General features: G+C 68.6%; 24 protein-coding genes. 12 read left to right on the top strand and 12 right to left on the bottom strand.

Going from position 1 to position 25,522, the window contains the following annotated elements; all coding sequences use genetic code 11:
• Positions 1-19 precede the first annotated feature (19 nt).
• Complete coding sequence (locus FPZ12_RS26650; RefSeq protein ID WP_144753718.1) at positions 20-1,168, top strand: LLM class flavin-dependent oxidoreductase; 1,149 nt, start codon at positions 20-22, stop codon at positions 1,166-1,168.
• 65 nt (positions 1,169-1,233) lie between these two features.
• A complete protein-coding gene (locus FPZ12_RS26655) occupies positions 1,234-2,832 on the top strand; it encodes an FAD-dependent oxidoreductase (protein WP_144753721.1) in 1,599 nt (532 codons plus the stop codon).
• Here the strand turns inward: FPZ12_RS26655 and FPZ12_RS26660 are convergent.
• The gene (locus tag FPZ12_RS26660; RefSeq protein ID WP_144753724.1) at positions 2,816-4,048 is read right to left on the bottom strand and encodes a cytochrome P450; all 1,233 of its coding nucleotides are present in this window, start codon (positions 4,046-4,048) and stop codon (positions 2,816-2,818) included. The genes FPZ12_RS26655 and FPZ12_RS26660 overlap by 17 nt on opposite strands.
• 134 nt (positions 4,049-4,182) lie before the next feature.
• Between FPZ12_RS26660 and FPZ12_RS26665 the strand changes: the two genes are divergently transcribed.
• The 10 genes from FPZ12_RS26665 to FPZ12_RS26710 all read left to right on the top strand — a co-directional run bounded on the left by FPZ12_RS26665 (position 4,183) and on the right by FPZ12_RS26710 (position 14,198).
• Entirely contained in the window at positions 4,183-5,637 is a 1,455-nt protein-coding gene (locus FPZ12_RS26665) for an aldehyde dehydrogenase (protein WP_208026018.1), read from the top strand.
• Between the two features lie 106 nt (positions 5,638-5,743).
• Positions 5,744-6,610: an SDR family NAD(P)-dependent oxidoreductase gene (locus tag FPZ12_RS26670; protein WP_144753727.1), complete on the top strand. Its 867-nt coding sequence runs from the start codon at positions 5,744-5,746 to the stop codon at positions 6,608-6,610.
• A gap of 9 nt (positions 6,611-6,619) precedes the next feature.
• Complete coding sequence (locus FPZ12_RS26675) at positions 6,620-6,817, top strand: ferredoxin (protein WP_144753730.1); 198 nt, start codon at positions 6,620-6,622, stop codon at positions 6,815-6,817.
• A 40-nt stretch (positions 6,818-6,857) separates the two neighbouring features.
• On the top strand, positions 6,858-8,378 hold the full coding sequence (locus FPZ12_RS26680; protein WP_144753732.1) for a class I adenylate-forming enzyme family protein: 1,521 nt from the start codon (positions 6,858-6,860) through the stop codon (positions 8,376-8,378).
• A complete protein-coding gene (locus FPZ12_RS26685) occupies positions 8,375-8,968 on the top strand; it encodes a metallophosphoesterase family protein (RefSeq protein WP_144753735.1) in 594 nt (197 codons plus the stop codon). The genes FPZ12_RS26680 and FPZ12_RS26685 overlap by 4 nt, the downstream gene beginning before the upstream one ends.
• Before the next feature lie 206 nt (positions 8,969-9,174).
• Entirely contained in the window at positions 9,175-10,365 is a 1,191-nt protein-coding gene (locus FPZ12_RS26690) for an HNH endonuclease (RefSeq protein ID WP_150980507.1), read from the top strand.
• Positions 10,366-10,784: 419 nt separating this feature from the next.
• Complete coding sequence (locus FPZ12_RS26695; RefSeq protein ID WP_144757626.1) at positions 10,785-11,951, top strand: aromatic ring-hydroxylating oxygenase subunit alpha; 1,167 nt, start codon at positions 10,785-10,787, stop codon at positions 11,949-11,951.
• Positions 11,948-12,697, top strand: a complete 750-nt coding sequence (locus FPZ12_RS26700) for an SDR family NAD(P)-dependent oxidoreductase (protein ID WP_144757627.1) — start codon at positions 11,948-11,950, stop codon at positions 12,695-12,697. The genes FPZ12_RS26695 and FPZ12_RS26700 overlap by 4 nt, the downstream gene beginning before the upstream one ends.
• Before the next feature lie 35 nt (positions 12,698-12,732).
• Positions 12,733-13,509 carry an SDR family NAD(P)-dependent oxidoreductase gene (locus FPZ12_RS26705; RefSeq protein ID WP_144757628.1) on the top strand — a complete coding sequence of 259 codons (777 nt, stop codon included), beginning with the start codon at positions 12,733-12,735 and terminating at the stop codon, positions 13,507-13,509.
• Between the two features lie 47 nt (positions 13,510-13,556).
• Positions 13,557-14,198, top strand: coding sequence for a TetR family transcriptional regulator (locus FPZ12_RS26710; RefSeq protein WP_144757629.1), 642 nt, complete (start codon positions 13,557-13,559; stop codon positions 14,196-14,198).
• Between the two features lie 109 nt (positions 14,199-14,307).
• On the opposite strand, the gene FPZ12_RS26715 is transcribed toward FPZ12_RS26710, so the two are convergent.
• The 11 genes from FPZ12_RS26715 to FPZ12_RS26765 form a co-directional block, all read right to left on the bottom strand.
• The gene (locus FPZ12_RS26715) at positions 14,308-14,904 is read right to left on the bottom strand and encodes a TetR/AcrR family transcriptional regulator (protein ID WP_208026019.1); all 597 of its coding nucleotides are present in this window, start codon (positions 14,902-14,904) and stop codon (positions 14,308-14,310) included.
• 30 nt (positions 14,905-14,934) lie between these two features.
• Positions 14,935-15,747, bottom strand: a complete 813-nt coding sequence (locus FPZ12_RS26720; RefSeq protein WP_144757630.1) for an enoyl-CoA hydratase/isomerase family protein — start codon at positions 15,745-15,747, stop codon at positions 14,935-14,937.
• Between the two features lie 12 nt (positions 15,748-15,759).
• Positions 15,760-17,352, bottom strand: a complete 1,593-nt coding sequence (locus FPZ12_RS26725; RefSeq protein ID WP_144757631.1) for an AMP-binding protein — start codon at positions 17,350-17,352, stop codon at positions 15,760-15,762.
• Positions 17,353-17,363: 11 nt separating this feature from the next.
• Positions 17,364-18,101 (bottom strand): SDR family NAD(P)-dependent oxidoreductase, encoded by a 738-nt coding sequence (locus FPZ12_RS26730; protein WP_144757632.1) that lies wholly within the window; start codon positions 18,099-18,101, stop codon positions 17,364-17,366.
• Positions 18,098-19,264 carry a thiolase C-terminal domain-containing protein gene (locus FPZ12_RS26735; RefSeq protein WP_144757633.1) on the bottom strand — a complete coding sequence of 389 codons (1,167 nt, stop codon included), beginning with the start codon at positions 19,262-19,264 and terminating at the stop codon, positions 18,098-18,100. The genes FPZ12_RS26730 and FPZ12_RS26735 overlap by 4 nt, the downstream gene beginning before the upstream one ends.
• Positions 19,261-20,019, bottom strand: coding sequence for a Zn-ribbon domain-containing OB-fold protein (locus FPZ12_RS26740; protein WP_243770043.1), 759 nt, complete (start codon positions 20,017-20,019; stop codon positions 19,261-19,263). The genes FPZ12_RS26735 and FPZ12_RS26740 overlap by 4 nt, the downstream gene beginning before the upstream one ends.
• Positions 20,016-20,753 carry an enoyl-CoA hydratase-related protein gene (locus FPZ12_RS26745; RefSeq protein ID WP_341771234.1) on the bottom strand — a complete coding sequence of 246 codons (738 nt, stop codon included), beginning with the start codon at positions 20,751-20,753 and terminating at the stop codon, positions 20,016-20,018. Before FPZ12_RS26745 ends, FPZ12_RS26740 begins: the two co-directional genes overlap by 4 nt.
• A 66-nt stretch (positions 20,754-20,819) precedes the next feature.
• Positions 20,820-22,001: an aromatic ring-hydroxylating oxygenase subunit alpha gene (locus tag FPZ12_RS26750; RefSeq protein WP_144757635.1), complete on the bottom strand. Its 1,182-nt coding sequence runs from the start codon at positions 21,999-22,001 to the stop codon at positions 20,820-20,822.
• Positions 22,002-22,038: 37 nt separating this feature from the next.
• Positions 22,039-22,950, bottom strand: a complete 912-nt coding sequence (locus tag FPZ12_RS26755; protein WP_144757636.1) for an N-acetyltransferase — start codon at positions 22,948-22,950, stop codon at positions 22,039-22,041.
• The gene (locus FPZ12_RS26760) at positions 22,947-24,440 is read right to left on the bottom strand and encodes an acetyl-CoA acetyltransferase (protein WP_144757637.1); all 1,494 of its coding nucleotides are present in this window, start codon (positions 24,438-24,440) and stop codon (positions 22,947-22,949) included. The genes FPZ12_RS26755 and FPZ12_RS26760 overlap by 4 nt, the downstream gene beginning before the upstream one ends.
• 46 nt (positions 24,441-24,486) lie before the next feature.
• Positions 24,487-25,440 (bottom strand): PDR/VanB family oxidoreductase, encoded by a 954-nt coding sequence (locus tag FPZ12_RS26765; protein ID WP_144757638.1) that lies wholly within the window; start codon positions 25,438-25,440, stop codon positions 24,487-24,489.
• Between the last annotated feature and the right edge of the window lie 82 nt (positions 25,441-25,522).

Below are 25,522 nucleotides of genomic sequence, written 5' to 3' on the forward strand. Positions count from 1 at the left end.
CGACAGAGAGGCCCGGCCCATGACGTTGCGCTTCGGTGTTTTCCTGCCCCCATACCACAATCCCCGCCGTGATCCGACCTCGGCACTGGACCAGGACCTGCGCCACGTCGAGGAGCTGGACCGGCTCGGCTACGCGCAGGTGTGGTTCGGCGAGCACCACAGCGGCGGGTTCGAGTACATCGCGTCACCGGAGCTGATGATCGCCGCCGCGGCGCAGCGGACGGCGCGGATCGAATTGTGCAGCGGCGTGATTTCCCTGCCGTACCACCATCCGCTGATGGTCGCGGACCGGATCGTGCTGCTCGACCACCTGACGCGGGGCCGGGTGCGGATCGGGTTCGGGCCGGGCGCGCTGGTCGCCGACGCACAGATGATGGGGCTGGACTACAACCTCGCCCGGCCGCGGATGGAAGAGGCGCTCGACGCGATCCTGGAGCTGCTCGACTCGCCGGATGCGGTGCACCGCAAGACGGACTGGTTCACTCTCGACGACGCCCGCCTGCAGCTGCAGAGCTACACCCAGCCGCGGGTGCGGCTCGCGGTGGCGGCGGCGATGTCGCCGAACGGGCCGAAACTGGCCGGCCGCTACGGGCTCGGCCTGCTCTCGGTCGGCGGCACGTCGGCCAAGGCCGCCGAGCTACTCGAGCAGACCTGGGACATCACCACGGTCGAGGCTCGCAAGACCGGCCAGACCGTTGACCGCGCGGACTGGACGATCGTCGGGAACGTGCACCTCGCGGAAACCGAAGAGCAGGCGATCGAGGACACCCGCTACGGCCTGCGCGAGTTCCTCGACTACCGGCACGTCACCTCGCCGATGAAGATGATCGCGCCCGGCGAGGAGGTCTCCCACGAGGAGCTGGTGCACCGCGTCAACGAGTCCGGGTTCGGTTGCATCGGCGGCCCCGAGCGCGTCACGGAGTACATCCAGAGCATTGTGGACCGCACCGGCGGGTTCGGGACCTTCCTGCTGACCGCGCACGACTGGGCCGATCCGGCGGCCACTTCGCACATGTACGAACTGGTCGCGAGCGACGTCATGCCGCGGTTCACCGGAGCGACGGCGGCACTGCACCGCTCCTACGCCTGGACCAAGGAGCGCAAGGAAGGCTTCAACGAGCGCTTCGACACCGGGATCCGCAAGGCCACCGAGTCCTACCGCCGGTGACTTGCCTCTGGCTGACCTCCCCGTTAACCTAAAGCGCTTAGTTTTATCGCACCGGGAGGCCCGCAATGGCGCACGTAGTCACCCAGCCCTGTTGCAACGATGCCAGTTGCGTGCCGGTATGCCCAGTCAACTGTATCCACCCGACGCCGGACGAGCCGGATTACGCGCGCAGCGAAATGCTCTACATCGACCCGGAGACATGCATCGACTGCGGCGCCTGCATCGACGTCTGCCCGGTCGAGGCCATCGTGCCCGACTACGACCTCACCGACGCGAACCTGCGGTTCACCGAGATCAACGCGCGCTACTTCGACGAACCCGGGCGCCGCGACTACCCGCCGACGCCCGTCGAACCCGCCAACCCGAAGATCGAGACGACCGAGCCGGGCCCGCTCCGCGTCGCGATCGTCGGTTCGGGTCCTGCCGCCTGTTACGCGGCGGAGGAACTGCTCACGCGCCGCGGGCTCGAGGTCGAAGTGCACATGTTCGAGCGGCTGCCCGTGCCGTGGGGGCTCGTGCGGTTCGGCGTCGCGCCGGACCACCAGAGCACCAAGGCCGTGACGAAGTCCTTCGGCCGCACCATCACGCGCAAGGGCCTGCACCTGCACCTCAACGTGGAGGTCGGCACGCACGTCACGCACGAAGAGCTGCTCGCGTCGCACCACGCGGTGCTTTACGCGGTCGGCGCGCCTCGCGACCGGCGGCTCGGCGTGCCCGGGGAAGACCTGCCGGGCAGCCACGCCGCGACCGAGTTCGTCGCCTGGTACAACGGCCATCCCGATTTCGCCGACGCGAGTTTCGACCTGTCCGCGGAGCGTGCGGTCGTCGTCGGAAATGGCAACGTCGCCCTGGACGTGGCACGGGTACTGGCCGGTGACGTCGACGAACTCGCCCGCACGGACATCGCCGACCACGCGCTGGAAGCACTTTCCGCGAGCCGGATCCAGGAGGTCGTCGTGCTCGGCAGGCGGGGCCCGCGGGACGCCGCATACACCGTGCCGGAGCTGCTGGGCCTGTCCACATTCGACATCGCGGTCGAAGGCGCCGATCCCTCGGGTAGCCTCAAGGCCGAGCTCCTGCGTGAACTCGCCGACCGGCCCACCCGGGGCGGGAAGCGGATCGTGCTGCGCTATCTCGCGTCGCCGATCGAAATTTTGGGCCAGGACAAGGTCTCCGGGCTCCGCGTCGGAAAAAACGACGTCGTCGACGGGCAGGCCGTGGCCACCGGCGAGACCGAGGATCTCGACTGCGGCCTCGTGTTGCGCTCGATCGGTTACCGTGGCGCGCCGTTGCCGGGACTGCCGTTCGACGAGGCACGCGGCGTCGTGCCGAACGACGGCGGCCGGGTGGCGGCCGGGGTTTACGCGGCGGGCTGGATCAAACGCGGCCCGTCCGGGGTCATCGGCACCAACAAGAAATGCGCCGAGGACACGGTGGCCGCACTGCTGGAGGACTACCTGAACGGCAAGCTGTCCCGGCCGTCCGCTGACGCCGCCGCGGTGCGGGAGCTGGTCGAACGCCGCCAGCCGCTCGCGCTGGAGCACGGCGGCTGGCGGGCGATCGACACCCACGAGCGGGAGGCCGGGCGGGCCCAGGGCCGCCCGCGCGTCAAACTCGTCGACGTACGGGCGATGCTGGACGTCGCGGTCAGGACTCCGGGGTGAACACCACGGGCAGCGCGGCGACCCCACGCACCTGACTGGGGTGCGAGATCGACGGCTTGCCGGAGTCCACACGAAGATCGGGCAGCCTCCGGTACAGCTCCTCGAACGCGATGGTCAGCTCGACGCGGGCCAGGTGCGAGCCGAGGCAGCGGTGCGGGCCCGAGCCGAAGGACATGTGCCGGTTCGGCGTGCGGTGCAGGTCGAGCACGCCGGGGTCCTCGAACTCCGCCGCGTCGCGGTTCGCGCCGGCCAGCACGAGCAGCAACTGGTCGCCTTCTCGCAGCCGGAGTCCGCCGAGCTCCGTGTCCTTCGTGACGCGGCGCCCCGGCGACACGGCGGCCTCGATCCGGAGGATTTCCTCGACGGCTGTGGGAATGATGTCCGGGTTGCCGACCAGTTCCTGCCGCTTTTCCGGATGGTCGGACAGGTGCATGACGCCCCACGCGAGCGAGCCCTGAACGGTGTGCAACCCGGCGATGAGGAGCAGGAAGAACATGTTGGACAGCTCTTCGTCGGTGAGCGCCCGCTTCCCGTCCTCGAACTCGACCGGGGTGTCGATGATCGCCTTCGTGATGTCGTCCGCGTCGGGGCGGGACCGGCGGTCCGCGATCACGTTCCCGAAATAGCCGAAGATCTGTTGCGCGGCCTCGGCGCGAACCTTGACGTTCTCCTCTTCACTGAGGCCCGGCTTGCCCTGCAACGTAATGTCGGTCATCTCGGTGAACATCGGCGCGTCCTCGACCGGCCAGCCCATCAGGGCAAGGAACACGCGCGCGGGCATCTCGTGGGCGAACTCGGAGATGTACTCGGCCTCGCCCCGCGCGGCGAACCCGTCGATGAGTTCGTTGACGATTTCCCGGATGCGCGGTGCCAGCGCCTTCATCCGGTTCGGGTTGAACAGCGGCTGCAGCGCGTGGCGGTACGCGGTGTGCTCGGGCGGGTCGACCTCCAGCGGGAGGAACTTGCCGGCCCCGTGCGGGATCAAGTTGTTGGGAAAACTGGAAAAAGTGGCCGGATCGCGCAGGACGTCGTGGATCTCCTGGTAGCGCGTGACGATCCAGTGCCCCCCGTAGCGCTCGGAGTACACGAGCGGCCCGCGCGCCGACAGCTCGGCGACCCGGTCGTTGACCTGGTCGGCCGGGGTGCACAGCGCGGGATCGTAGATGTCGAAATCCACGCGCAGGTGCTGGGGAATTTCGTCCAGGGTGCTGGTCATGGGGCAAGTGCTCCCATCGTCGTTGACAGAGGCTTGCTTCGGTGGGGTTCCCCGGGTTACCTAATGTGCTTAGAATAACTGGGCGGCGATCGGTGTCAACCGGAACGGTTTCGCTTCCTCACTCGGAGAGGTCAATGATGATCAGTAACGAGAAGCTCCTCATCGACGGCGACTGGGTCCGTCCTCGTTCTTCCGGCCGGATCCCGGTCGTCTCCCCTTCGACGGAAGAGGTCATCGGGGAGGTGCCCGACGCCGGTGCCGAGGACGTGGACGCCGCCGCGCGGGCGGCACGGCGATCGTTCAGCGAAGGCACCTGGCGGCGGATGAGCGCCGACGAACGTGCCGACATCCTCGACGCGGCATTGCGCCTGCTGGAACCGAAACTGGACGAGATCGGCCGGCTCGTCACCGCGCAGATGGGCCTGCCGTCCTCGATCGCCAAGGTGCAGATCCCGGGCGCGCTGGAGACCGGCCGCTACTTCCTGGGACTGGCCCGCGCCGAACCGACGGCCGAAGTGCGCCGCGGGCAGACGAACGCCGCGGTGGTCAAGGAGCCAGTGGGCGTCGTCGCGTCGATCGCGCCCTGGAACGGGCCGTTCAACATGGCGGTCGCGAAGATCTTCCCGGCGCTGGCGACGGGGTGCAGCGTGGTCTACAAACCAGCACCGGAAACCCCGCTGGACGCGTATTTCATCGCCGACGCGCTGGCCGAAGCCGGGGTGCCCGCAGGCGTCTTCAATTATCTCACCGGCGACCGCGACACGGGCCGCGCGCTCGTGGCGCATCCGGAAGTGGACAAGGTCAGCTTCACCGGGTCGACCGCCGCCGGACGCCAGATCGGCGAGGAGTGCGGGCGCTCGTTCAAGCGGGTGCAACTGGAGCTGGGCGGGAAGTCGGCCGCGATCGTGCTGGAGGACGCGGACCTCACGACCACTATGCAGGGCATCGCGATCGGGTCGTTCTTCAACACTGGGCAGGTGTGCGCCGCTTACAGCCGGATCCTCGTCCCGCGCAGCCGGCACGACGAGGTGGTGGACGCGCTGGTGGCCACCGCGGAGTCGTTCGTGGTCGGCGATCCGTTCGACCCCGCGACGACGATGGGCCCGCTCGTGTCGCGGCGGCAGCGCGACCGCGTCGAGGGCTATCTCGCGGCGGGCGTCGCGGAGGGCGCGAAGGTGCTCACCGGCGGTGGCCGTCCGGAGCATCTGGACAAGGGATTCTTCATTGCTCCCACGGTATTCGGCTCGGCGGAGAACTCGATGCGCATCTGCCGTGAAGAGATCTTCGGCCCGGTCGCCGCGGTGCTGGCCTACGACACGGTCGAGGAGGCGATCGCCATCGCCAACGACTCCGAGTACGGCCTGCACGGCGCCGTGTTCACCACCGACGACGAGAAGGCGCTGGAGGTCGCCCGCGCGGTGCGCACCGGCACGTTCAGCGTCAACTCCTTCACCTACAACATCGAGGCCCCGTTCGGTGGCGTCAAATGCTCCGGCGTCGGCCGCGACACGGGGCACGAAGGGCTGACGGCGTACTACGAACTGAAGACGATCAACCTGACGCCGTCGATGGAAGGCCTTTTCGCCTGAGGTCGCAGCGCACTCTGTTGACGCTGCTTAATCTAGAGCTATAAGGTAACTGCATTCTTCATCTCGTCGATCCCCGGTCACCGTTGTCCGGAGAGAGGAAACCGTCATGGCGAGGCTCGAGGGCAAGGTCGCGATCATCACCGGCGCGGGATCCGGGCTGGGCCGTGAATCGGCGCAGCTCTTCGCGGAAGAGGGCGCCAAGGTCGTGGTGATGGACATCCTCGGCGATCGCGCGGAGGCCACCGTCAAGCTCGTCACCGAGCAGGGCGGCACGGCCATCGCGGTCGAGGCGGACACCACGGCCGAGGCCGATGTGGCCCGGACAGTCGCGACGACATTGGAAAAGTTCGGCAAGCTCGACATCATGTGGGCCAACGCGGGCATCGTCTCCCGCGGCGGCGTGCCCAGCGTGATGGGCGGCGAAGAGCTGGCCTTCGAGGACTTCCCGCTCGAGGACTGGCACAAGGTCATCAGCGTGAACCTGACCGGCCCGTTCCTGTGCGCCAAGCACGCGGTGAAACCCATGCGCGAGAACGGAGGCGGGGCCATCCTCGTCACCTCCTCCGCCGCGTCGATGGCCGCTTACCACAGCATCGCCCCGTATTCGGCCACGAAAGCGGGCGTCAACGGCATGGTGCGCGGGCTTTCCCTCGACCTCGGCAAGTGGGGCATCCGCGTCAACGCCATCGCGCCGACGCACGGGATGTCGCCGAACTTCCTGATGGAGCAAGGCGCCCCGGTCGTCGGCAAGTCCTATGAGGAGGTCGCCGGCCCGTGGGACAAGGGAGTCACCCCGATCCCGCTCAAGCTGGACCGGCCGCCGTCACTGCGCGACAACGCCAAGACGGCGCTGTTCCTGGTCTCCGACGACGCCGCATACACCTCGGGCCAGGTCCTCTCCTCCGCGGACGGCGGCACCCTGGCGCGGGTGTCGATCCCGTTCCCCGAGGACCAGGGCCAGCCGACGCTGTAAGAGGCGAAAATGAGCAAGCACCTGAGCATCGACGAAACCGCCTGCGCGGGGCACGGCATCTGCTACGGCGCCGCGCCCGAGATCATGGACTGCGACGACGAGGGCTACCCCGTTCTGGTCACGGACCCGGTGCCGGAATCGTTGCTGGACAAGGCGGATCACCTCGTCCGGGCCTGCCCGGAACAAGCACTCGAACTGCGGGACTGACACCCGCCGCCGTCACGTCTTTCGCAAGGGAGCGGAAACGATGACTGTTCTCGTCACGGACGGTCTCCAGCAGTGGGCGCGCGAGGCACCGGAGCGGCCCGCGATCGTGTTCGACGGTGACGACGTGGTCACCTACCGCGCGCTCGATCGCTGGACCGACGCCGCCGCCGCTTTCCTGTCCGCCCGCGGGCTTTCCGCGGGCGACAGGATCGGTGTCATCGGGGCGAACAGCCTCGAATGGTGCGTCGCCGCGATCGGCGCGCTCAAGCTCGGCGCGGCCGTGGTGCCGTACAACAACCGGTTCACGCCGGACGAGCTGCGCTACCTCGTGGACGATTCCGAACCACGGCTGGTGCTCGCAGATGAGGCGCACCGCGAACGGATGGCCGCCGGGTTGGCGGGTTCCGCGCTCGAACTCGTCGGGCTGGGCGAGTTCACCGCGCTGCGCGAACTCGCGCCGGAGCCGGTCGCCCGCCCGGAGTCCACTTGGGACGATCCCGCCGTGATCGTCTACACCAGCGGCACCACGTCCAAGCCGAAGGGCGTGGTCTTCAGCCACCGCAGCATGTTCAACTTCATCGCGGACTTCGCGCTGGCGGAACCCGCGTTGCGGCCCGGAGCCCGGATGATCTACGTGCTCTCGATGTCGGGCGCGCCCGGACTCCCCTGGCACGTCCTGCACCCACTTACGCGCGGCGCGTCACTGTTCTACGAAAAGGGTTTCGACGCACCGGTCACGTTGCGACGGCTCACCGAGGAACGCATCCAGATCCTGTGCGGGGTCCCGGTGATCTTCGAACAGCTCGCCGCCCAGCCCGCTTTCGCCGAGGCCGATCTCTCCTCACTGGAGCTGGTCACCATCGCCGGCGCGCGGGCGCCGGTGCCGACGATCAAGGCGTGGCTGGAGAAGGGCGTCCCGCTGCGGCAGGCGTACGGCATGACCGAGCTCGGCGGGATCTCCACGCTCAACCCGGCGGACCAGGCCCTCAACCGTCCCGAGTCGATCGGCCGCGGCACAGTGCTGACCCGCCACCGTGTGGTGCGCCCGGACGGTACGGACTGTGACGCGGGCGAGCCGGGCGAGATCGTCGTGAGCGGCCCGGGGATGACGCCGGGCTACTGGCGCAACGAAAAGGCGACAGCCGACGCGTTGCGCGACGGCTGGTTCCACAGCGGCGACGTCGGAATAAAAGACGACGAGGGCTACATCCGCGTCGTCGACCGGCTCAAGGACATCATCATCACCGGCGGCTACAACGTGGCGCCTTCGGAGATCGAAGCTGTAGTCGACGAGCTGCCCGGCGTGCTCGAGGTCTGCGTGGTCTCGGCGGACGACCCGAAGTTCGGCGAGACGCCGGCGGCCGTCGTCCATTCCGACGGGTCCGTCACCGCCGAGGCGATCCAGGAGCATTGCCGCGCGCGGCTGGCCGGGTACAAGGTGCCGCGCCACGTCGTGCTGCAGGACGAACCGCTGGAACGCATGGCCAGCGGCAAGATCGCGCGCCGCCGGATCCGCGAGGCCCATCCCGAGCTGTCGGCGAAACCGGTCCCCAGCGGATGAAACTCGGCATCCTCGCGGACGCGCACGGCAATCTCGCGGCGTTCGAACGCGCCCTGACCGAACTGGCCGACGAGGCTGACGAGGTGCTGGTGGCCGGGGACGCTTTCTCCGACCACCGGTTCTCGAACGAGATCGTCAAGCTGATCCGGTGCGCGGGCGCGCACTACGTGCTCGGTAACCATGAGCTGTCCTTCCTCTCTCCCGCGAACGCCCGTGCCCGCGAATCGTCGCGCGTTTCGCGCCTTGAACTAGATTTCGTCAGCCGCGCGCCGACCGAGCTACGGGTGCGCCTCGGCGGAATGCGGGTGCTCATGGTGCACGGAAGCCCGTGGCCGCCTTACGGTCGCTACCTCGATCCCGGGAGCCCCGAGTTCGACCACGCCGACGAGCTCGACGCCGACCTGGTCGTGCTCGGCCACACCCATCTCCCCATGGCACGTCGGGTTCGCGGCACGCTTGTGGTCAACCCGGGTTCGGTCGGGATGAGCGACCAGCCCGGGCTCGGCGATTCCGTCGGGTACGCGCTGGCCGACACCGGCTCGGGTGAGGTCTCGTTCCGGACCTTCCCCAACCCGCGGCGTGCTTCCTAAGGAATACCGGCGGCTTCGCGTCGCCAGCGAACGTCTTACTACCAGGGACTCCACACCCGATTTCAAGCACGCCAACCATATCACGCACCACGGACGCACACCCACCTGTTCCCTGGTGAGACCACCTTGTTGGCAGGCTGTATCCCCAATCACTCCCTTGCGTGAATTTTCGCTCACGCGTTCGTTCCCTGCGATAATTTTGCTGGGTGAACACGAACTGGGGAACCCTCACCGCCGACCAGACGCTGGAGCATCTCGTCGCGGCACAGCAGGAGATCGGTGCTGCCCAAGGAAAAATGGTTCGGGCGATGGCTCGCCTGAACCAGATCCGACGACGAGATCCGACGGTGGCAGACGAAATATCTCTGGAGCTGCACATCACGCGGCACGCGGCCACCGCCCAGTTGGCGGTGGCCGATGCGCTGGTGACGCGACTTCCCCGCACCCTGGCCGAAATCGAGGCCGGGAACGCTGATCTGCATACAGCGGGCAAGGTTCACGAAGTCACCTCGGCGTTGTCGGACGACAAGTGCCTGGAGGTGGACGTGCTCCTCGCGCCCCGGCTCGCAGGCCGGGATGCCACCCAGGTCCGGCGGGCAGCCCGGGATCTCGTGAACCGGATCGACCCCGACGGCGCCACCGCACGCGCGACGCGGCGCCGAGAGGATCGCCGTGTCCGGATCGTTCACGAGGACAACGCGATGGCCACTCTGTCGGCATATCTACCCGTCGAGGCCGCAGCCGCCGGCTACACCCGCATAGACCGGATCGCCCGGCAGCGACGGACCGGTGGCGACGAGCGCACCCTCGACCAACTCCGCGCCGACATCTTCACCGATGTACTCCTGGGCAAGGAACACGGCGGGGCGGCGGCCACCGTCTTCCTCCACGTCCCGATCGGCACCGCCCTCGGCGTCACCGAGCATGGCGCGGTCCTGGAAGGCCACGGCCCGATCCCCGGCTCCATCGCCCGCGACATCCTCAACAACCCCGCCAGCGTCTGGAAGAAAGTCCTCACCGACCCCGCCTCCGGCGCGGTACGGGACGTGGGCCGTAAAACACGACGACCTCCGGCAGCCGTGCAGGATTTCGTGCGGGCACGAGACCGGGAATGCGGCGTCAGGCACTGTCACCGCCCCGCCCACCACTCCCATCTGGACCACACGCGACGCTGGCGTCACCGCGGCTCCACCAGCACCAGGAACCTGCACGCCCTCTGCCCGCACCACAACCGACTCCGCGAACAACCCGGCTGGGAAGTCCTTTTCGACGACACCACCGGCGAAACCACCATCACCACCCCCGCCGGACGCCGCTACCACGACCGCCCCGAACCACTCGACTTCAAGCCAGAGCCCGTCGAGAGGAACGACGCATCCCACTCGAAGGCTGCATAACCCCCGACGGAGCCCCTAGCAGCGCGTATCCGGAAACCCTGCACCTCGCGCACGGGCGATCCTGCCGGCCGCACAGCCGGCCGGCTCAACCGGAACGGGAGCGACACAACTCACTTACGAAGCATGCACTCACGCACCCACAAGCATGATCTGCCGACCGGCCACGGCGCACCCTCGTCACATCCGCGAACCTGCGGAAGTGACGAGACCGCAGCCGCAGTCAAAGCTGCCCCCAAAGCCGCACTCGCACTCGCCTGCCGTGAACACATCTGAATCCCATGACATCGCAGAGAGTCGCCGAGAATCCCGGGGAGTCTCGGCGATGAGTCGCCGAGAGGACTTGAATATGCGGATACCGCGTGACATTTCCGCTCCCGAAAACTAATATGAGTAGGTAAGTATTTGGGAGGGAGGCAGCGATGACCACGATCGCCACGTCCAGGCAGGAACGAATCCGGCGCACGCTGGACCACCTTCGCGCTGGGACCACGGACGAGTTCGACGAGGTCGTGACCTTCCAGCCGGAGGAGTTCACGGATCCGGGCATCGCCGCTCGCGAGCGCGAGCAGGTGTTCGGCCGAGTGCCCTCGATCGTCGCGCACAGCGGGGAACTGCCCCGCCCCAAGGATTTCGTCACCCTGCGCATGCCACGCAATCAAGTACTCGTGGTGCGCCAGGACGACGGCGGAGTCAAGGCGTTCGTCAACGCCTGCCGGCACCGCGGCGGGCTGGTCGAGGAGCGGGAGAAGGGCAGCTGCCGGCTGTTCTCGTGCGGATACCACCGTTGGTCCTACGACATCGACGGCAAACTCCGCACGATCACGCACGACTCCACGTTCGGCGAGGTCGACCGCGACGCGTACGGGCTCGTCGAGCTGCCGTGCGAGGAACGCCACGGGTTCATCTGGCTGGTCGACAAGGCAGGCGCGCCGATCGACGTCGCCTCGTGGCTCGGGCCGGAGGTGGACGAGATACTCGCCGGCTACCACCTCGAGCGGCTGCTGGCCTACCGGTGCGAGGGCTTCGACGAGCCCGCGAACTGGAAGATCATGCAGGACGCATTCCTCGACGGCTACCACATCCAGTACGCGCATCCGAACACCGCGGGGAAGCACGTGCACACCAACGTCCAGGTGGTCGAGGACTTCGGGCGGCATGCGCGGATGTGCTCGCCCCGCAAGAAGATCGACCGCTGGCTCGACGAGGACCCCGGCGACAGGGACCTCGGCCGCTACGTCATCGACGGGCATTTCCTGCTGCCCAACAGCACTTTGCTGCGCCAGCCGGACGACCATTTCGAGCTGCTCACCTTCCGCCCGCACCCCACCGATCCCGGCCGCTGCCGGATGGAGATGCGGCTGCTCGTCCCGCCCGTCGAGAAGAGCGGGCTGACCCCGGAGCGCTGGGCGGCCACCTGGGACAAGAACTGGGAGATCCTGCTCGCCGTGCTGCACCAAGAGGATTTCCCGCTGCTGCGCGGTTCGCAGCGGGCGCTGGCGAGCGCCGACGCGGGCGGCATGGTGCTGGGCCGCAACGAGGTCGTCAACCAGATCTTCCATCGGGAACTGAATAAGCTGGTCTCATGAACGAGCTTTCGGACGAGGTCGCGCTGGTCACGGGCGCGACCTCCGGGCTGGGCCGCCGGTTCGCCGCAGTCCTCGCGTCGGCCGGGGCGCGCGTGGTGATCAGCGGCCGCCGTGAGGACAGGTTGAAGGAGGTCGTCGAGGAGATCACCGCCTCGGGTGGCCGGTGCGAAGCGGTTCCCTTCGACGTCGCCGACGCGCACGCCTTGCCTGGGGTGATGGACGAAGTCGAGGCACTGTTCGGCCTGGTCACGGTGCTGGTGAACAACGCGGGCATCAACGACGCGAGACGGCCGCACAAGATCCCGCTGGAGCTCGTCGACGCCGTGATCGACACGAACCTCCGCGGCCCGTTCGTGCTGTCCTGCGAGGTCGCCAAACGGCTCATCGCCGCCGAGCGCGGGGGCCGGATCGTCAACATCTCATCGATGGGTTCCTTCGACTACCACGGCAACGCGGCCGCGCTCTACTCCACGACGAAGGCCGCGGTCAACCGGATGACCGAGACGCTGGCCGTGGAGTGGGCACGGCACGGCATCAACGTCAACGCGATTGCGCCGGGCGCGTTCGCGACCGAGATGATGGACGGGATGATCGAGCGCGTCGGGGACCCGAGCGGCGCGTTCCCCCGCAAACGCCTCGGCGACCCGGCGCAGCTGGACACTTCGCTGCTGTACCTCGTCTCGCCCGCTTCAGAGTTCGTCACCGGAACGGTGATCAAAGTGGACGACGGGCAGATGGGCCGGTGACCATGCCGCGCACGAACCGTTGGAAGGGATTCGGGATGGCAGCCGAAGAGAATCCGTTCGACCTGCGCGGGCACGTCACGGTGGTCACGGGCGGGAACTCGGGCATCGGCCTGGCGTTCGCGCACGGGCTGGCGCAAGCGGGCGCCGACGTGAGCGTGTGGGGCACCAACGAAGAACGCAACGCCAAGGCGGCGAAGGAGCTGTCGGAGCACGGCACCCGGGTACTCGCGCTGAACTGCGACGTCGGTGACGAGCAGCAGGTCGAGGACGCGATGGCGCGCACGGTGTCCGAAGTCGGGCGGCTCGATTCGTGCTTCGCCAACGCCGGCGTCAGTTCGAGCGGGGAACGTTTCCTCGACACCGGTTTGGCCGAGTTCCGGCGCGTCACCCGCGTGAATCTCGAAGGTGCGTTCCTCACCTTCCGCGCCGCCGCGCGGGTCATGGTCGAGCAGGGCGACGGCGGCAGCCTCGTCGGCACGTCCAGTCTCGCCGCCCGCACCGGTCAGCCGCGCGGCCAGGCTTACGCGTCCGCGAAAGGTGGGCTGGTGTCGATGATCCGGTCCATCGCGATCGAACTGGCCCGCCACCACATCCGCGCGAACGCCGTGCTGCCGGGCTGGGTTTCCACGCCGCTGGCCGATCCGCTGCTGGACTCGGACGGTTTCCAGCGGCGTGTCCTGCCGCGGATGCCCGTCGGGCGCTGGGGCAAACCGGACGACTTCCGCTCGCTGGCCGTGTACCTCGCGAGCCCCGCGAGCGTGTTCCACACCGCGGACGCCATCACGGTGGACGGGGGCTACAGCTCCTTCTAGCGCGTGTCCCCGCAGCCCGGATTACCTAGTCGTTGATAATGGAAACCATGCCTCGTCCTACGCAGCCGTTGCTCAGCCATGAAGGGGTGATCACGGCCGCCGTCAAGATCATCGATACCGAGGGCCTCGAAGCCCTGAGCCTGCCCCGGCTAGCCAAGGAGCTGAACGTGCGGGCGCCCTCGATCTACTACCACTTCGCGAACAAGGACGAGATCCTCGAAGAGGTCGCCCGCATGATCGTGCTGGAGACGCCTCGCCCGCGCGACCGTTCGGCGGAGAACTGGGTCGAGTACTTCGTCACGCAGAGCCTGAACTTCCGGCGCACGATCCTGAGCCACGCCAAGGCGGCTCCGGTGCTGCTGCGCTACCCGCCGCGCGACGTGCTGGCCAGGGTCTACGACCGCTCAGCCAAGTTCCTCATCGAGGTCGGCGTGCCGGACGAGCTGCACGTGCTGATCCTCGATGGACTGGACAAGCTCACCCTGGGCGCCGCGCTCACCGAGGCGATGAAGGAACCGCGCCAGCGCAGCAAGATCTTCCCGCACGCCGACCCGGAACGGGAGCCGAACCTCGCCCGCGCGCTGAAGGCCAATACCCGCAACGCCGAGGACCTCTGGGCCGAGTCGATCCGCACGTTCCTGCGCGGGGTGACGGACAACCACATGCCGAAGAAACGCCGCCGTTCCTGACCGGGGGTTCTGACTGACCGGGGGCTACTGACAGCGCGGCGCAGCGCCATCGACAACCGCATGCCCAAAAGCGACGCCACTCCCGGCAGCGCGGCAAACTCCGCACAGCTCAGCGCGGGGTCAAAGCAGGCACCACGAACCGTTCGACCATGCGCCGCACCCAGGTGAATGCCTCGGGCGTGTCCTCGACCTGGCTGATGAACATGATCTCGAGGTGCGCGATCCACTCGCACAGCTCGACGACGTCCACCTCGGGCGCGATCTCGCCGGCCTCCTGCGCCTCCCGCAGCACCGGCTCCCACAGTTCCCGCGTCAGCTCGTTGGCCAGCCCGGTGCCTTCGAGCAGCTTCGTCGCCAGCGCCATCTGCTCCGGCGAAACGAGCAGGTGCATCAGCGGATCGTGCTTGCCGCGGCGGACGTTGCGCACGATCCCGTCGACGATGCGCGTCTCGATGGTGCGGCGGCGTTTCAGGTAGGCGTGCGCTGTCTTCATGTTCTGCCGCGCGCGCCGCCGCACCAGGGCCGTGAGGAGGCTTTCCCGGTCAGCGAAATAACGATAGAGCGTCGCGCGGGAGATACCGGCCGCGCGCGCGACATCCTCCATCGTGGTCTTCGCTATGCCGTAGTGCTCGAAGCACTCGTCGGCGGCGATCAGGACCTTCTCCACCAGTTCTGGCGCCTCGGTCGCGGTGTTGCGGTCAGTCACGGCGCACAGCGTACGTCAGCACACCCGTGATCAGCGGTTCTGGTACTCCGGGGGCCGCTTCTCCAGGAACGCCGCGACGGCCTCGCGGTGGTCCTTGGTCAGCGTGGTCAGCACCTGCGTGCGGTTCTCCATCTCCACCGCGCTGCGGAAACTCGGGGTCTCCAGGTTGGACCACAGCACTTCCTTGGTCATCCACACGCCGAACGGGCTGTTCTCGGCGATCATCGAGGCCCGGTCGAGCGCGGCGTCGAGCAGTTTGCCGTCATCGACCACAGTGGACACCAGGCCGATCCGCTCGGCCTCGTCCGCGGTCACGGTACCGCCTGTCAGCAACAGATCCGAAGCGCGCGAGAAGCCGATGATGCGCGGCAGGAGCCAGCTCACGCCGATGTCGCAGCCGCCGAGCCCGCGCTTGATGAAGGACGCGTGGAAGGCCGCGGACGAGCCCGCGAGGCGAACGTCGCAGAACAGCGCCAGCGCCATTCCACCACCGGCGGCCGCGCCGTTGATCGCCCCGATGATCGGGGCACGCACCCGGCGGAACGCGTCGCCGAGGTCGGCGATCTGCTGCTGGATCCGCATCCCTGCCTGTAGCCGCCCCTCGCCGTCCTCGGGCGCGTCCGACGGCGTGCCGTAGCCGCGGAAATCGAACCCGGCGGAGAACGCGCGGCCGGCGCCGGTCAACACGACGGCCCGGACCTTCGAGTCCTCCCGGATCGAGTCGAGGAACTCGTGCAGCCCCTCGATCAGCCGGGCCGTCATGGCGTTCAGCTTGTCGGGCCGGTTCAGCCGCAGTACCAGGATGCCCGGCCTGGCTTCCTCGACATGGATCTCGCTCGTCATGTGCGTCCTTCCTCAGCTCGCCGCCGCGGAGACGCCGGCGGCCCAGGCCGCGCGCGCCACGTCCGCCAGCTTGCGATGATCCAGTTTCCCGTTCGGCAGCCGGTCGACCGATTCGACGGCGTGGAACAGGCGCGGCACTTTGTATCCGGCGAGGCTGGCGCGTACGTGCTCGCGCAGCTCCGTCTCCGACGGGGCTTCACCGCGCGGCTCGACCAGCGCGACGATGCTCTGCCCGAAGCGCTCGTCGGGCACGCCGACCACGGCGACGTCGACGACGCCCGGATGCTTCACGAGCACCTGCTCGACCTCCTCCGGGAACACCTTCTCGCCGCCGGTGTTGATGCAGGAGGACCCGCGCCCGAGCAGCTTGATCCGGCCGTTCGCCTCGATCGTCGCCATGTCGCCCGGCATCGACCAGCGGCGCCCGGCGGCCTCGACGAACACCTCGGCCGTCTTCTTCGGGTCGTTCAGGTAGCCCATCGGGAGCCAGCCCGTCACGGCGAGCTTGCCGACCTTCCCGTCGCCCGGCTGGGCCAGCGTGCCGTCGTCGAGAAGGACGCCCGCGCGGTCCGAGGGCTCGAACGACGCGGTGTCGGCGACCTGCCCCGCCGTCGAAGCCGTCGACGCGATGCTCGAAGCCTCGGAGGAGCCGAGGCCGTCGATCATCCGGGCCTTCGGCATGTGCCGCAGCAGGCCTTCCTTGACCGGCGCGCTCCACATGACGCCCGAGGACATCAGCACGCGGATCGACGACACATCCCAGCGCTGGGGCTCGTTGTCGAGCTTGTCCAGCAACGGTTTCGCGAAGGCGTCGCCGACGAGGGCGATCGACTTGAGCTTGTGGGTCTGCACGGCGTCGAGCAGCAGCTCAGGGTCGTACTTGACGGTCGGCAGCGTGATCAGGGTGTCGCCGCTGATCAGCTCGGACAGCGAGTAGAACAGCCCGAACCCGTGCATCAGCGGGCACGCGACCAGTGCTCGCACGCCGTCGCGGCGTTCACCGATCACCGAGACGAGCTCGTCCGGCCCCGCGCCGTCGGGCAGTTTGCGCGCCGCGATGGAGTTCAGCAGGGACAGCAGGTCGGCCTGCCGCCACATGACGCCCTTCGGCCTGCCGGTGGTGCCGCCGGTGTAGATCAGGACCAGCGAGTCGTCGTCGCCCGAACCGACGGCGATCGGCTCGTTCGCGGCGATCAGCGACTCGTACTCACTGCCGGCCTCGATCCACGCCTTCACACCCGGCATCCGGTCGCGGACGGCCGCGACGCGGTCGGCGAACGACGGGTCGTAGATGACCGCGCGGGCGTTCGCGTCCTGCCAGACCTCGAGCAGCTCGTCTTCGACGTACCGGTAGTTGGTGTTCATCGGGGCGAGCCGCGCTTTCGCCGCCGCCACGAAGGATTCGATGTATTCGGGGCGGTTCGGCAGGTACTGCGCCACGACGTCGCCGTCGTTCAACCCGGCGGCGCGCAGCGCCGACGCGAGCCGCGCGGCGCGGTCGTCCAGCTCGCCCCAGGACACCGTCCGCTCACCGTGCATCAGCGCGGTGTCGCCGGGCCGCACGCGGGCCAGCGCCTCGAACACCGTCGCGAAGTTCCACGTCATCGTTGTTCTCCTCAGCCCAAGCTCTTCGGTCCGCCTTGCCAAACTCCGACTTCCTCGCCGGAGATGTACTGGGCGTCATCAGTGGTCAGGAAGGCGACGGTCGCCGCGATGGCGTCGCCGGGGATCAGGGGCCAATTGCGTGCCAGCATCTCGACCGTCTGTGCGCCCTCGGAGCGGACCATTTCCGTGTCGACGTAGCCGGGAACGACGGTGTTGACCGTGATCCCCCGCCGCGCGACCTCCTTGGCCAGCGATTTGCACAGCCCCGCCAGCCCGGCCTTCGCCGCGGCATACGCGCTGGTGGTCGGCGTGGGCGTGCGCTCCGCGCTGGGGCTGCCGGTGAAGACGACCCGGCCCCAGCGACGTTCGTACATCCCGGGCAGCACCGCGTGCGTGCAGTAGAACGCGCCGCTCAGGTTGACCCCGATGACACGGTCCCAGTCCGCGGGCGCCTGCGAACGCACGGAGGCGGCGAGGTTGAGACCCGCGTTGTTCACCAGCACGGTCGGCGCGCCCCAGCGTTCCCGGATTTCGGCCACCATCGCGTCGACCGCTTCGGCGTCGGCGATGTCGGCCTGGATCGCGCCGGCTTGGCCACCGGCGTTTTCGATCTCGGTGACCAGTTCCTTCGCCTCGACCGCGCTCCCCCGGTAGTTGATTGCGACGGTGAACCCGTCGCGCGCCAACCGCCGCGAGATATGCGCGCCGATGCCGCGCGCCCCGCCGGTCACCAGCGCGACGCGGCTCATAGGGCCGCCTCGGAGCCGAACACGGTCGCGCTCACCAAGGGCGCCATCGGCCCGCCGAGCAGTAGCGAAACGTTCGCGTCCGCGACCTGGTTCGACGAGGTGCCGCGGATCTGCCGCACCGCCTCCACCGCCAGCCCGATGCCGTGCACGAAACCCTCCGCGATGTTGCCGCCGGAGGTGTTGACGGGCAGTTTCCCGTCCGGGGCACGGAGATTGTCCACGGTCATGAACTCGCCCGCCGCCGCGCCGGGCGGGCACAGGCCGGTGTCGATCAGCGACGCGACCGCGGGACCGGTGAAGTTCTCGTACACCTGGACGACGTCGACCTCGCCCGCTTTGAGGCCGGCGTTGTTCCACATCCGCGAAACGAGAGCGGGATGGAAACCGGCGCTGGTGTACGCCGCGTCGTTCTCCATCTGCTCGCTCCAGTCCGGACCCGCGCCCTGCACGCCGGAAAGCACGTAGGCGGGCGGCTTCGCGAACTCCTTCGCGCGTTCCGCCGACACCACGAGCAGAGCGCTGGCGCCGTCGTTCTCACGCGAGCAGTCGTAGAGCCGCAACGGTTCCGCGATCCACCGCGAGTCGGCGTACACCTCGGGGTCGAGCGGTTTCCCGTAGGCAGCCGCGTCCGGGTTCTGCTGCGCGTTCAGGTACGCGACCTCGGTCAGGGCCTCCATCGCCGAACGCGGAACCCCGTCCGCCTCCAGCAGCCGCTGGGTGCGCAACGCGCAGATCTGCGCGGGCGTCACGATGCCGTGCGCGGTCAGCAACGGCGGGAAATGTCCCTTGCCGTAGCTTTGCCGCCCGTCGTCGGCTTCGGTGATTCCCCGGTACACCGCAACGCATTCGGCCTGTCCACTCGCGACCGCGGCGGCCGCGGCGTTGATCGCCGCGGCGACACCACCACCGCCACCGCCCCAGATCATGGTCGACCAGCGGACCTCGCGGACACCCAGCGAGGCGCCCACGGCGATGCCTTCGTTGAGGTCGTTGGCGTACGAGACGAACCCGTCGATGCCGCGCGGGTCGGCGCCCGCGTCGTCACAGGCGGCGAGGATCGCCTTGAGGATGAGCGTCAGCGCGGAATCCTCGCTGGTGCCCCGTTTGTGGTAGCGCGGACTGCCGATGCCGACGACCGCGGCGGCGCCCCGGAACGCGTTCATGATTCCTCCTTGCTCAGGCGCCAGCGCAGCACCGGCCAGCCACCGTCGGGCGAGGCCTCGAACTCGGCCTGAACCTGTTGTCCCACTTGGGGATCCACCCCGTCGGCGTCGAGCAGGATGCCCAGCAGACGGCGTCCGCCGGCCTGGGGCAGCTCGGCCAGCACGGTGACGAACGGCAGGTGCCCGGAGAACTCCGGCGCGAACGGCTGCCAGGTCCGGGTCCAGGAAAAGACCTTCCCGGTCGGCTCGACGGCTTTCCACGAAACCTTGAAGCTGTGGCAGCGCGGGCAGATCGGCCGCTTGGGCCAAATCCAGTTCCCGCAGTCATCGCACTGCGGGACACGCAGTTCGCCCTCGCGCAGGCCTTCCCAGTGCGGGGTGTCGTGCCCGTCCTCCGCTGGGCCGATGGTGTGCATCCGCGGCGGCGTCGCGGGCAGGTTCCGGACCTGGGTGACCTTCCAGCCCTCCGGCAGCCGGATCCACCGCGAACGCAGCACGGTCTCCGAACCGTCGGCCGCCGTGTAGCGGATGCGGGCGGCGAACAGGTCGCCCTCGGGGCGCAGGTCGAGCAACTCGGACTTGACCAGATCGGGCGGCAGCGACGCCGACGCGATCAGCTGGGCGACCCGGTCGGGCCGGAAGTCGGCGAGGATCGCCTTGTTGTCACCCGCGGCGACGACGCGGCCGTGCCGTTCGGCGACCTCGACGAGGTCCGCCGGAACTCCTGGGAACACTTTCTCCTCCACGGTGGTCATCGGCCGCTCCAGCGTGGCGCGCGCTTCTCCGCGAACGCGCGCGGCCCTTCGCTCGCGTCCTCGGAGCGCATGACTGTGCGCATCGCGTCCGTGTTGAGGCGCCAGATCTCGTCGCCCCAGTCCGAACCGGCTTCCCGGCTTTCGTGCATGACGCGTTTGGTCTCGCGCACGGAAACCGGCGCGTTGGCGGCGATCGTCTCGGCGAGTTCGAGCGCCACCTCCAGCGCTTTCCCTTGTGGCGCCGTGCGGTTCACGAGGCCGAGTTCGGCGGCCTTCGCCGCGCTGACGGGCTGCCCGGTGAGACCGATTTCGAGCGCGATCTTCATCGGGACCAGCCGCGGCAGCCGGAGCACGCCACCGGCGGCGGCCATCAGGCCCCGCCGGACTTCCGGCAGTCCCAGCTCGGCCGTTTCGTCGACCACCGCGAGATCGCACGCGAGCACGATCTCGGTGCCGCCACCGAGCGCGAACCCGTTGACGGCGGCGATGGTCGGCGTCGCGATCCAGTGCCGCACGATCCCGCCGAAACCCCATTCGGGATGTTCGGGCGAGTCGATGGACCGCCGGCGCGCGACCTCCTTCAGGTCCGCGCCGGCACAGAACGCCCGGCCCGCGCCGGTGATCACGACCGCGCGCACTTCAGGATCGGCGTCGGCCGCCGCGAGCGCTTCGCCCGCCGCGGTGGCCAGTTCGGCATTGACGGCGTTGAGCGCCGTCGGACGATTCAACGTCACGATGCCGACATGTCCCCGACGCTCGTACAAAGCAGCGGGCCCGGACGTCGTTGTCACTGTTTCCCCTTACTGGGCCAGGAGTTTCTGGACCTCGCGATGGAACACCTGGTTGCCGGTCTCGTTGCGGCCGTACAGCATCTGCCCGGCGTCCTCGGAGAACATCGCTTCCTGCGAGCTGCGTAGCAGCGGGAAGTCCTCCTGGTGCAGCACGTCCAGCAGGATCTGCCAGTTCTTCTCCCAGCGCCGCGTCCACTTCTCCTTGTCGAACGGCGTCGTCTCCAGCGGCGGCACCAGCACTCGCATCTCCATCCAGCAGCGCCCGGGATCACGCGGGTGCGGGCGGAAGGTGAGCAGCTCGAAGTGGTCGTCCGGCAGCCTCAGGAGGGTGCTGTTCGGCAGCAGGAAGTGGCTTTCGGTGACGTGCCGGGCCAGGCTCTCGTCGCCGGGGTCCTCGTCGATCCAGCGGTCGATCGTCTTGCGCGGCGCCAGCCAGCGGGCATGCCTGCCGAAGTCCTCGAAGGCGTAGACGTTGGTGTGGATGATCTTGCCGGCGGTGTTCGGGTGGGCGTACTGGATGTGGTAGCCGTCGACGAAGGCGTCCTGCATGACCTTCCAGTTGACCGGCTCGTCGAAGCCCTCCCACCGGAACGACACCAGGTCCTCGAGGTGGTAGCCGGCCATGATCCGGTCCACCTCAGGGCCCAGCCAGGACGCCACGTCGATCTCGGCGCCGGCCTTGTCCACCAGCCAGATGAACCCGTGCCGCTCCTCGACCGGCAGCTCGATCAGCCGGAACTTGTCGTGGTCGAACTCGCCGACCGTGTTCTCCCGGGTGATCGTGCGCAGCTTGCCGTCGGTGTCGTAGGACCAGCGGTGGTAGCCGCAGGAGAACAGCCGGCATTTGCCTTCGGGCTGTTCCTCCAGCAGCGCACCGCGATGGCGGCACTGGTTGACGAAGGCCTTCACGCCTCCGTCGCGCTGCCGCACGATGATCACGTTGTTGCGCGGCATGCGGATCGTGCGGAAGTTGTTCGCCTCGGGGATCTCCGAGCCGTGCGCCACGATCGAGGGCACCCGGCCGAAGATCAGGTCGCGCTCACGTTTGGCGACCGCCGGATCGGTGAACTCACCCGGACCGAACTCGACCATGCCGTCGAACTGGTCAGTGGTCCCGTCCCGCAGGTGGGTCAGCAGACGGCGGATACGTTTCTCGCGCTCGACGTCGTATTCGGACACGACACCTCCCATCCTAGAATTCTTATCTTATGTCATTAGGTTTATGGCTTCAAGCGTTCCGGAGTGGGACGCGGAAGCAGAGATCGGTCTGGTCATGGTGGAACCCGAGCACCCGGCAGGTACGGACGAGGTCGTCGCCCACGGCGTTCACGAGCATGTCCACCTCGCGCGCGCCGGCCTCGGTCAGGTGATCGACGGCGTGGCTGAGCAACGTCGCCCGCGCCGCGTGTTCGTCGGCGCCGGGTGCCAGCCCGAGGGTGCGGATCGTGCCCAGCCGCGGCCCTTCGCTGCCGGGCGCGCCCGGCAGGTTCAGCGCCACGAAGCCGACGACGGCTCCCTCTTTGTCTTTCGCGACAAGGAGTTCGGCATCGTCGTTTTTATCGACGGGCGCCAGCCAGGCCGTGCTCACGCGGGCCAGTTTCTCCCGCTCGGCCCCGGCCGGCTCGACGGTGATGCCGAAGCTGTCCACCGGGAGCCGGTCGTGCGCCTTGCCCGGGCGCACGATGCGCCAGACGCTGCGCTCGACCTCGGCGCCGAACCGCCGGCCCATCCGCTCGGCGGCCGGATGCGAACCCCGGGCCCAGGTACGCAGCGAGGTCGCGCCAGTCCCGGCCCAGCCCTGCTCGCCGACGACGAAACCGAGCTCTTCCGCGAGCAGCGTCCCTACGCCCAGCGAGCGGAATTCGGGGTGCACCAGCAGTTCGAGCACACCGTCGCCGTCGCCGCCGATGGACACTCGCGCGAAGGCCACCGCGCAGCGGCGGCCCGGGGTGACCGAACCGACCTCCGGCGACATCCACGCGACCAGTTCGCGATGCCGGGCATGGCCGGCGGGACCGGGATCGAGCTGCGGCGGCGTCGCGGAGAAGCCCTGCTCGGCGTCGAATCGGGCCGACTCGTCGAGTAACGCGACGACTTCCGGCTCCTCGTGCCAGGAGTCCGCCCATTCGTAGGTGATCATCGGACTCCCTCCGGCCATCCGGTGCCGTCCTCGCGCACGGCGATCGCGGCGCCGGCCAGGTCGTCGGACACCAGCATGGCGAGCACATCGGCTTCGCGGTTCACCGCGAGCGTGCGGGCGCCGTCCGGGGTGCGGACCGCCAGGAACGCCGTCTCCGGCGCGCCCGACCTGTCGTGCACCACCGTCCAAGATTCCAACGAGCCCTTGCCCTGCCACGAATCCAGTGCCCGGGTTTTCGGCTCACGGCCCACTTCGGCCTGGACGTCTTCAGCGCGGAAGCCCTCGGCAGGCGGCTCGGTGCTGTAGACGCCGAGCGCGTGCTTGGTCAGGTAGCCGCCGTTGGCGGTGACGAGCCCGCGGCCCCCGGCCTCGCGCAGCTTGGAGACCATGGTCGCGATCGAGTGCGTGACGTAGTTGTTCCACGGCCCGCCCGCGAAGGTCAGCCCGCCCGTGATGGTGAGCGGGCGTGCGGGATCGTCCACCGGCAGCCCGAGTTCGGCCGCCGCGACCTGCACCGCGGCCGGGAAGCACGAGTAGATGTCGATGGGCCCGAGGTCTTCGATGCGGGTGCCGGCCAGTTCCAGCGCGCGCCGTCCGGCGATCCGGATGGCGGGCGAGGCGTGCAGCGCCTGCCGCTCGGCGATCGCGTAGGTGTCGTGCGCTTCGGCCGAGGACCAAGGGAACACCCAGTTCTCACGCGGAACCCCGGCGCGCTCCGCGGCGGCGACCGAGCACAGCAGCACGGCCGCGCCCTGCTCGACCATGTTGTTGGAGTTCATCAGTTTCGGGTACGGCCAGGAAATCCACCGGTTGGACGGCGACGGCGTGGCGATCTCCTCGGCGCTGTGCGCCCGGGTGGTCCATGCGTGCGGATTGCCCGCCGCGACCTCGCTGAACCGTGACCACAGCTCGCCGCAGTGCTTGAGGTGCTGGTCGATCCCGCGGCCCGCGGCGATCCGCAGCGACTGCTCGAACAGCGGGTACACCGAGGACGGCCGGTCCAGGCCGATGCGATGCTCGCCTTCGCCCAGCAACGGCTCGGTCGCGCCGAACACGGGCGCCTTGGGCACTGACTCGTCCTGCACCGTCCATTCGGGCCGCTTACCTTCGGCGCGCAGCTTCATCCTCGTGCGCCACGCCTCGGCGCCGCCGATCAGCACGACGTCCGCCCGGCCCGCGGCGATGTCCAGCGCGGCGCCGCTGAGCAGCACTTGCGGGTTGTTTCCGCCATCGCCGGTGTACGCGGTGTGCTTCGGGCTCGCGCCGAGCTGGTCAGCGACGAGGCGGCCCGGGTCGCGGTAGCGCCACGAAAGCATGCGGACCAGGCGCACCGAATCGAGGGCGCGAAGCAGGCCACGACCACCGGAATCGGCCTCGGCGGCGCGCGCGGCTTCGGCGATCAGCGCCACCGGTTCGCGCTCCGGCTCACCGTCCCGCCGGTTCAGCTGGCCGCCGCCGACCAGGACGGGGGTACGTGGGTCCAGCGACATCGATGGGGTCCTCCCGCTCGGGTATTACCTAATACCTTTAGGTGTATCACAGATCGAGGCGCAAGCGCGGGGTCAGACTCCGCGAGACGCAGGGGAACATGCAGTCGTTGCAGGCTCGTTCCTCGTCGCTCAGGACGACGTCCCGATGGTCGGGGATGCCGTCCAGCACGGCCGTCTCACAGGTGCCGCAGACGCCCTCCCGACAGGAGACCGGGACGTCGATCCCGGCGTCATGGAGCACCTCGACCACACTGCGGTCTTCGGGGACGGTCAGCGTGCGACCGTCCTGCGCCAGCTCGATCTCGAACGACGCGGACTCGCCGTCGTTTTGGACGACGGCGCTGAAGCGTTCCAGGTGCAGCGACCCCGCAGGCCACGCCACGCAGCGCTCCTGCACCGCGGCCAGCAGCGGCTCGGGGCCGCAGCTGTAGACCTTCACACCTGTCATCGGCGTGCCAAGGTGGGCTTCGAGGTCGATCAGCCCGGACTCGTCCTGCGGCCACAACAGCACGCGGTCGCCGTACGTGGCCGAGAGTTCGTCTTGGAATGCCATCGACGCGCGCGACCGCCCGCCGTAGACGAGGCGCCACGGCTTGCCCGACGCTTCAGCACGCCGCACCATCGCCATGATCGGCGTGATGCCGATGCCACCCGCGATGAACAGGTACTCGTCGGCATCGACCAGCTCGAAGTGGTTCCGCGGCCCGCGCACGGCGATCAGGTCGCCCTCGTGCACCTCGTCGTGGACTCGCGCGGATCCGCCGCGCCCGGCGGGCTCGCGCAGCACCGCGATCTCGTAGCGGGACCTGTCGTCGGGGTCACCACACAGGGAGTACTGGCGGACGACCTCGTCGGAAAGTTCGACGTCGATGTGCGCGCCCGGCGTCCACTCCGGCAGGTCGGCCCCGTCCGGGTCGGCCAGGACCAGGTACGCGACGCCTTCGGCGATGGTTTCCTTCTTCGCGACCTTCAGCTCGAGTCGCTGTTCGCCAGTCTTCACAATGACTCTTCGCCTTCTGTTTACCGATCGCTCAATTACGACGATTCTAGCCTAATGGCAGTAGATAAATCCAGCAAACGGG

This window comes from Amycolatopsis acidicola, from assembly GCF_007713735.2.
Classification (GTDB): domain Bacteria; phylum Actinomycetota; class Actinomycetes; order Mycobacteriales; family Pseudonocardiaceae; genus Amycolatopsis_E; species Amycolatopsis_E acidicola.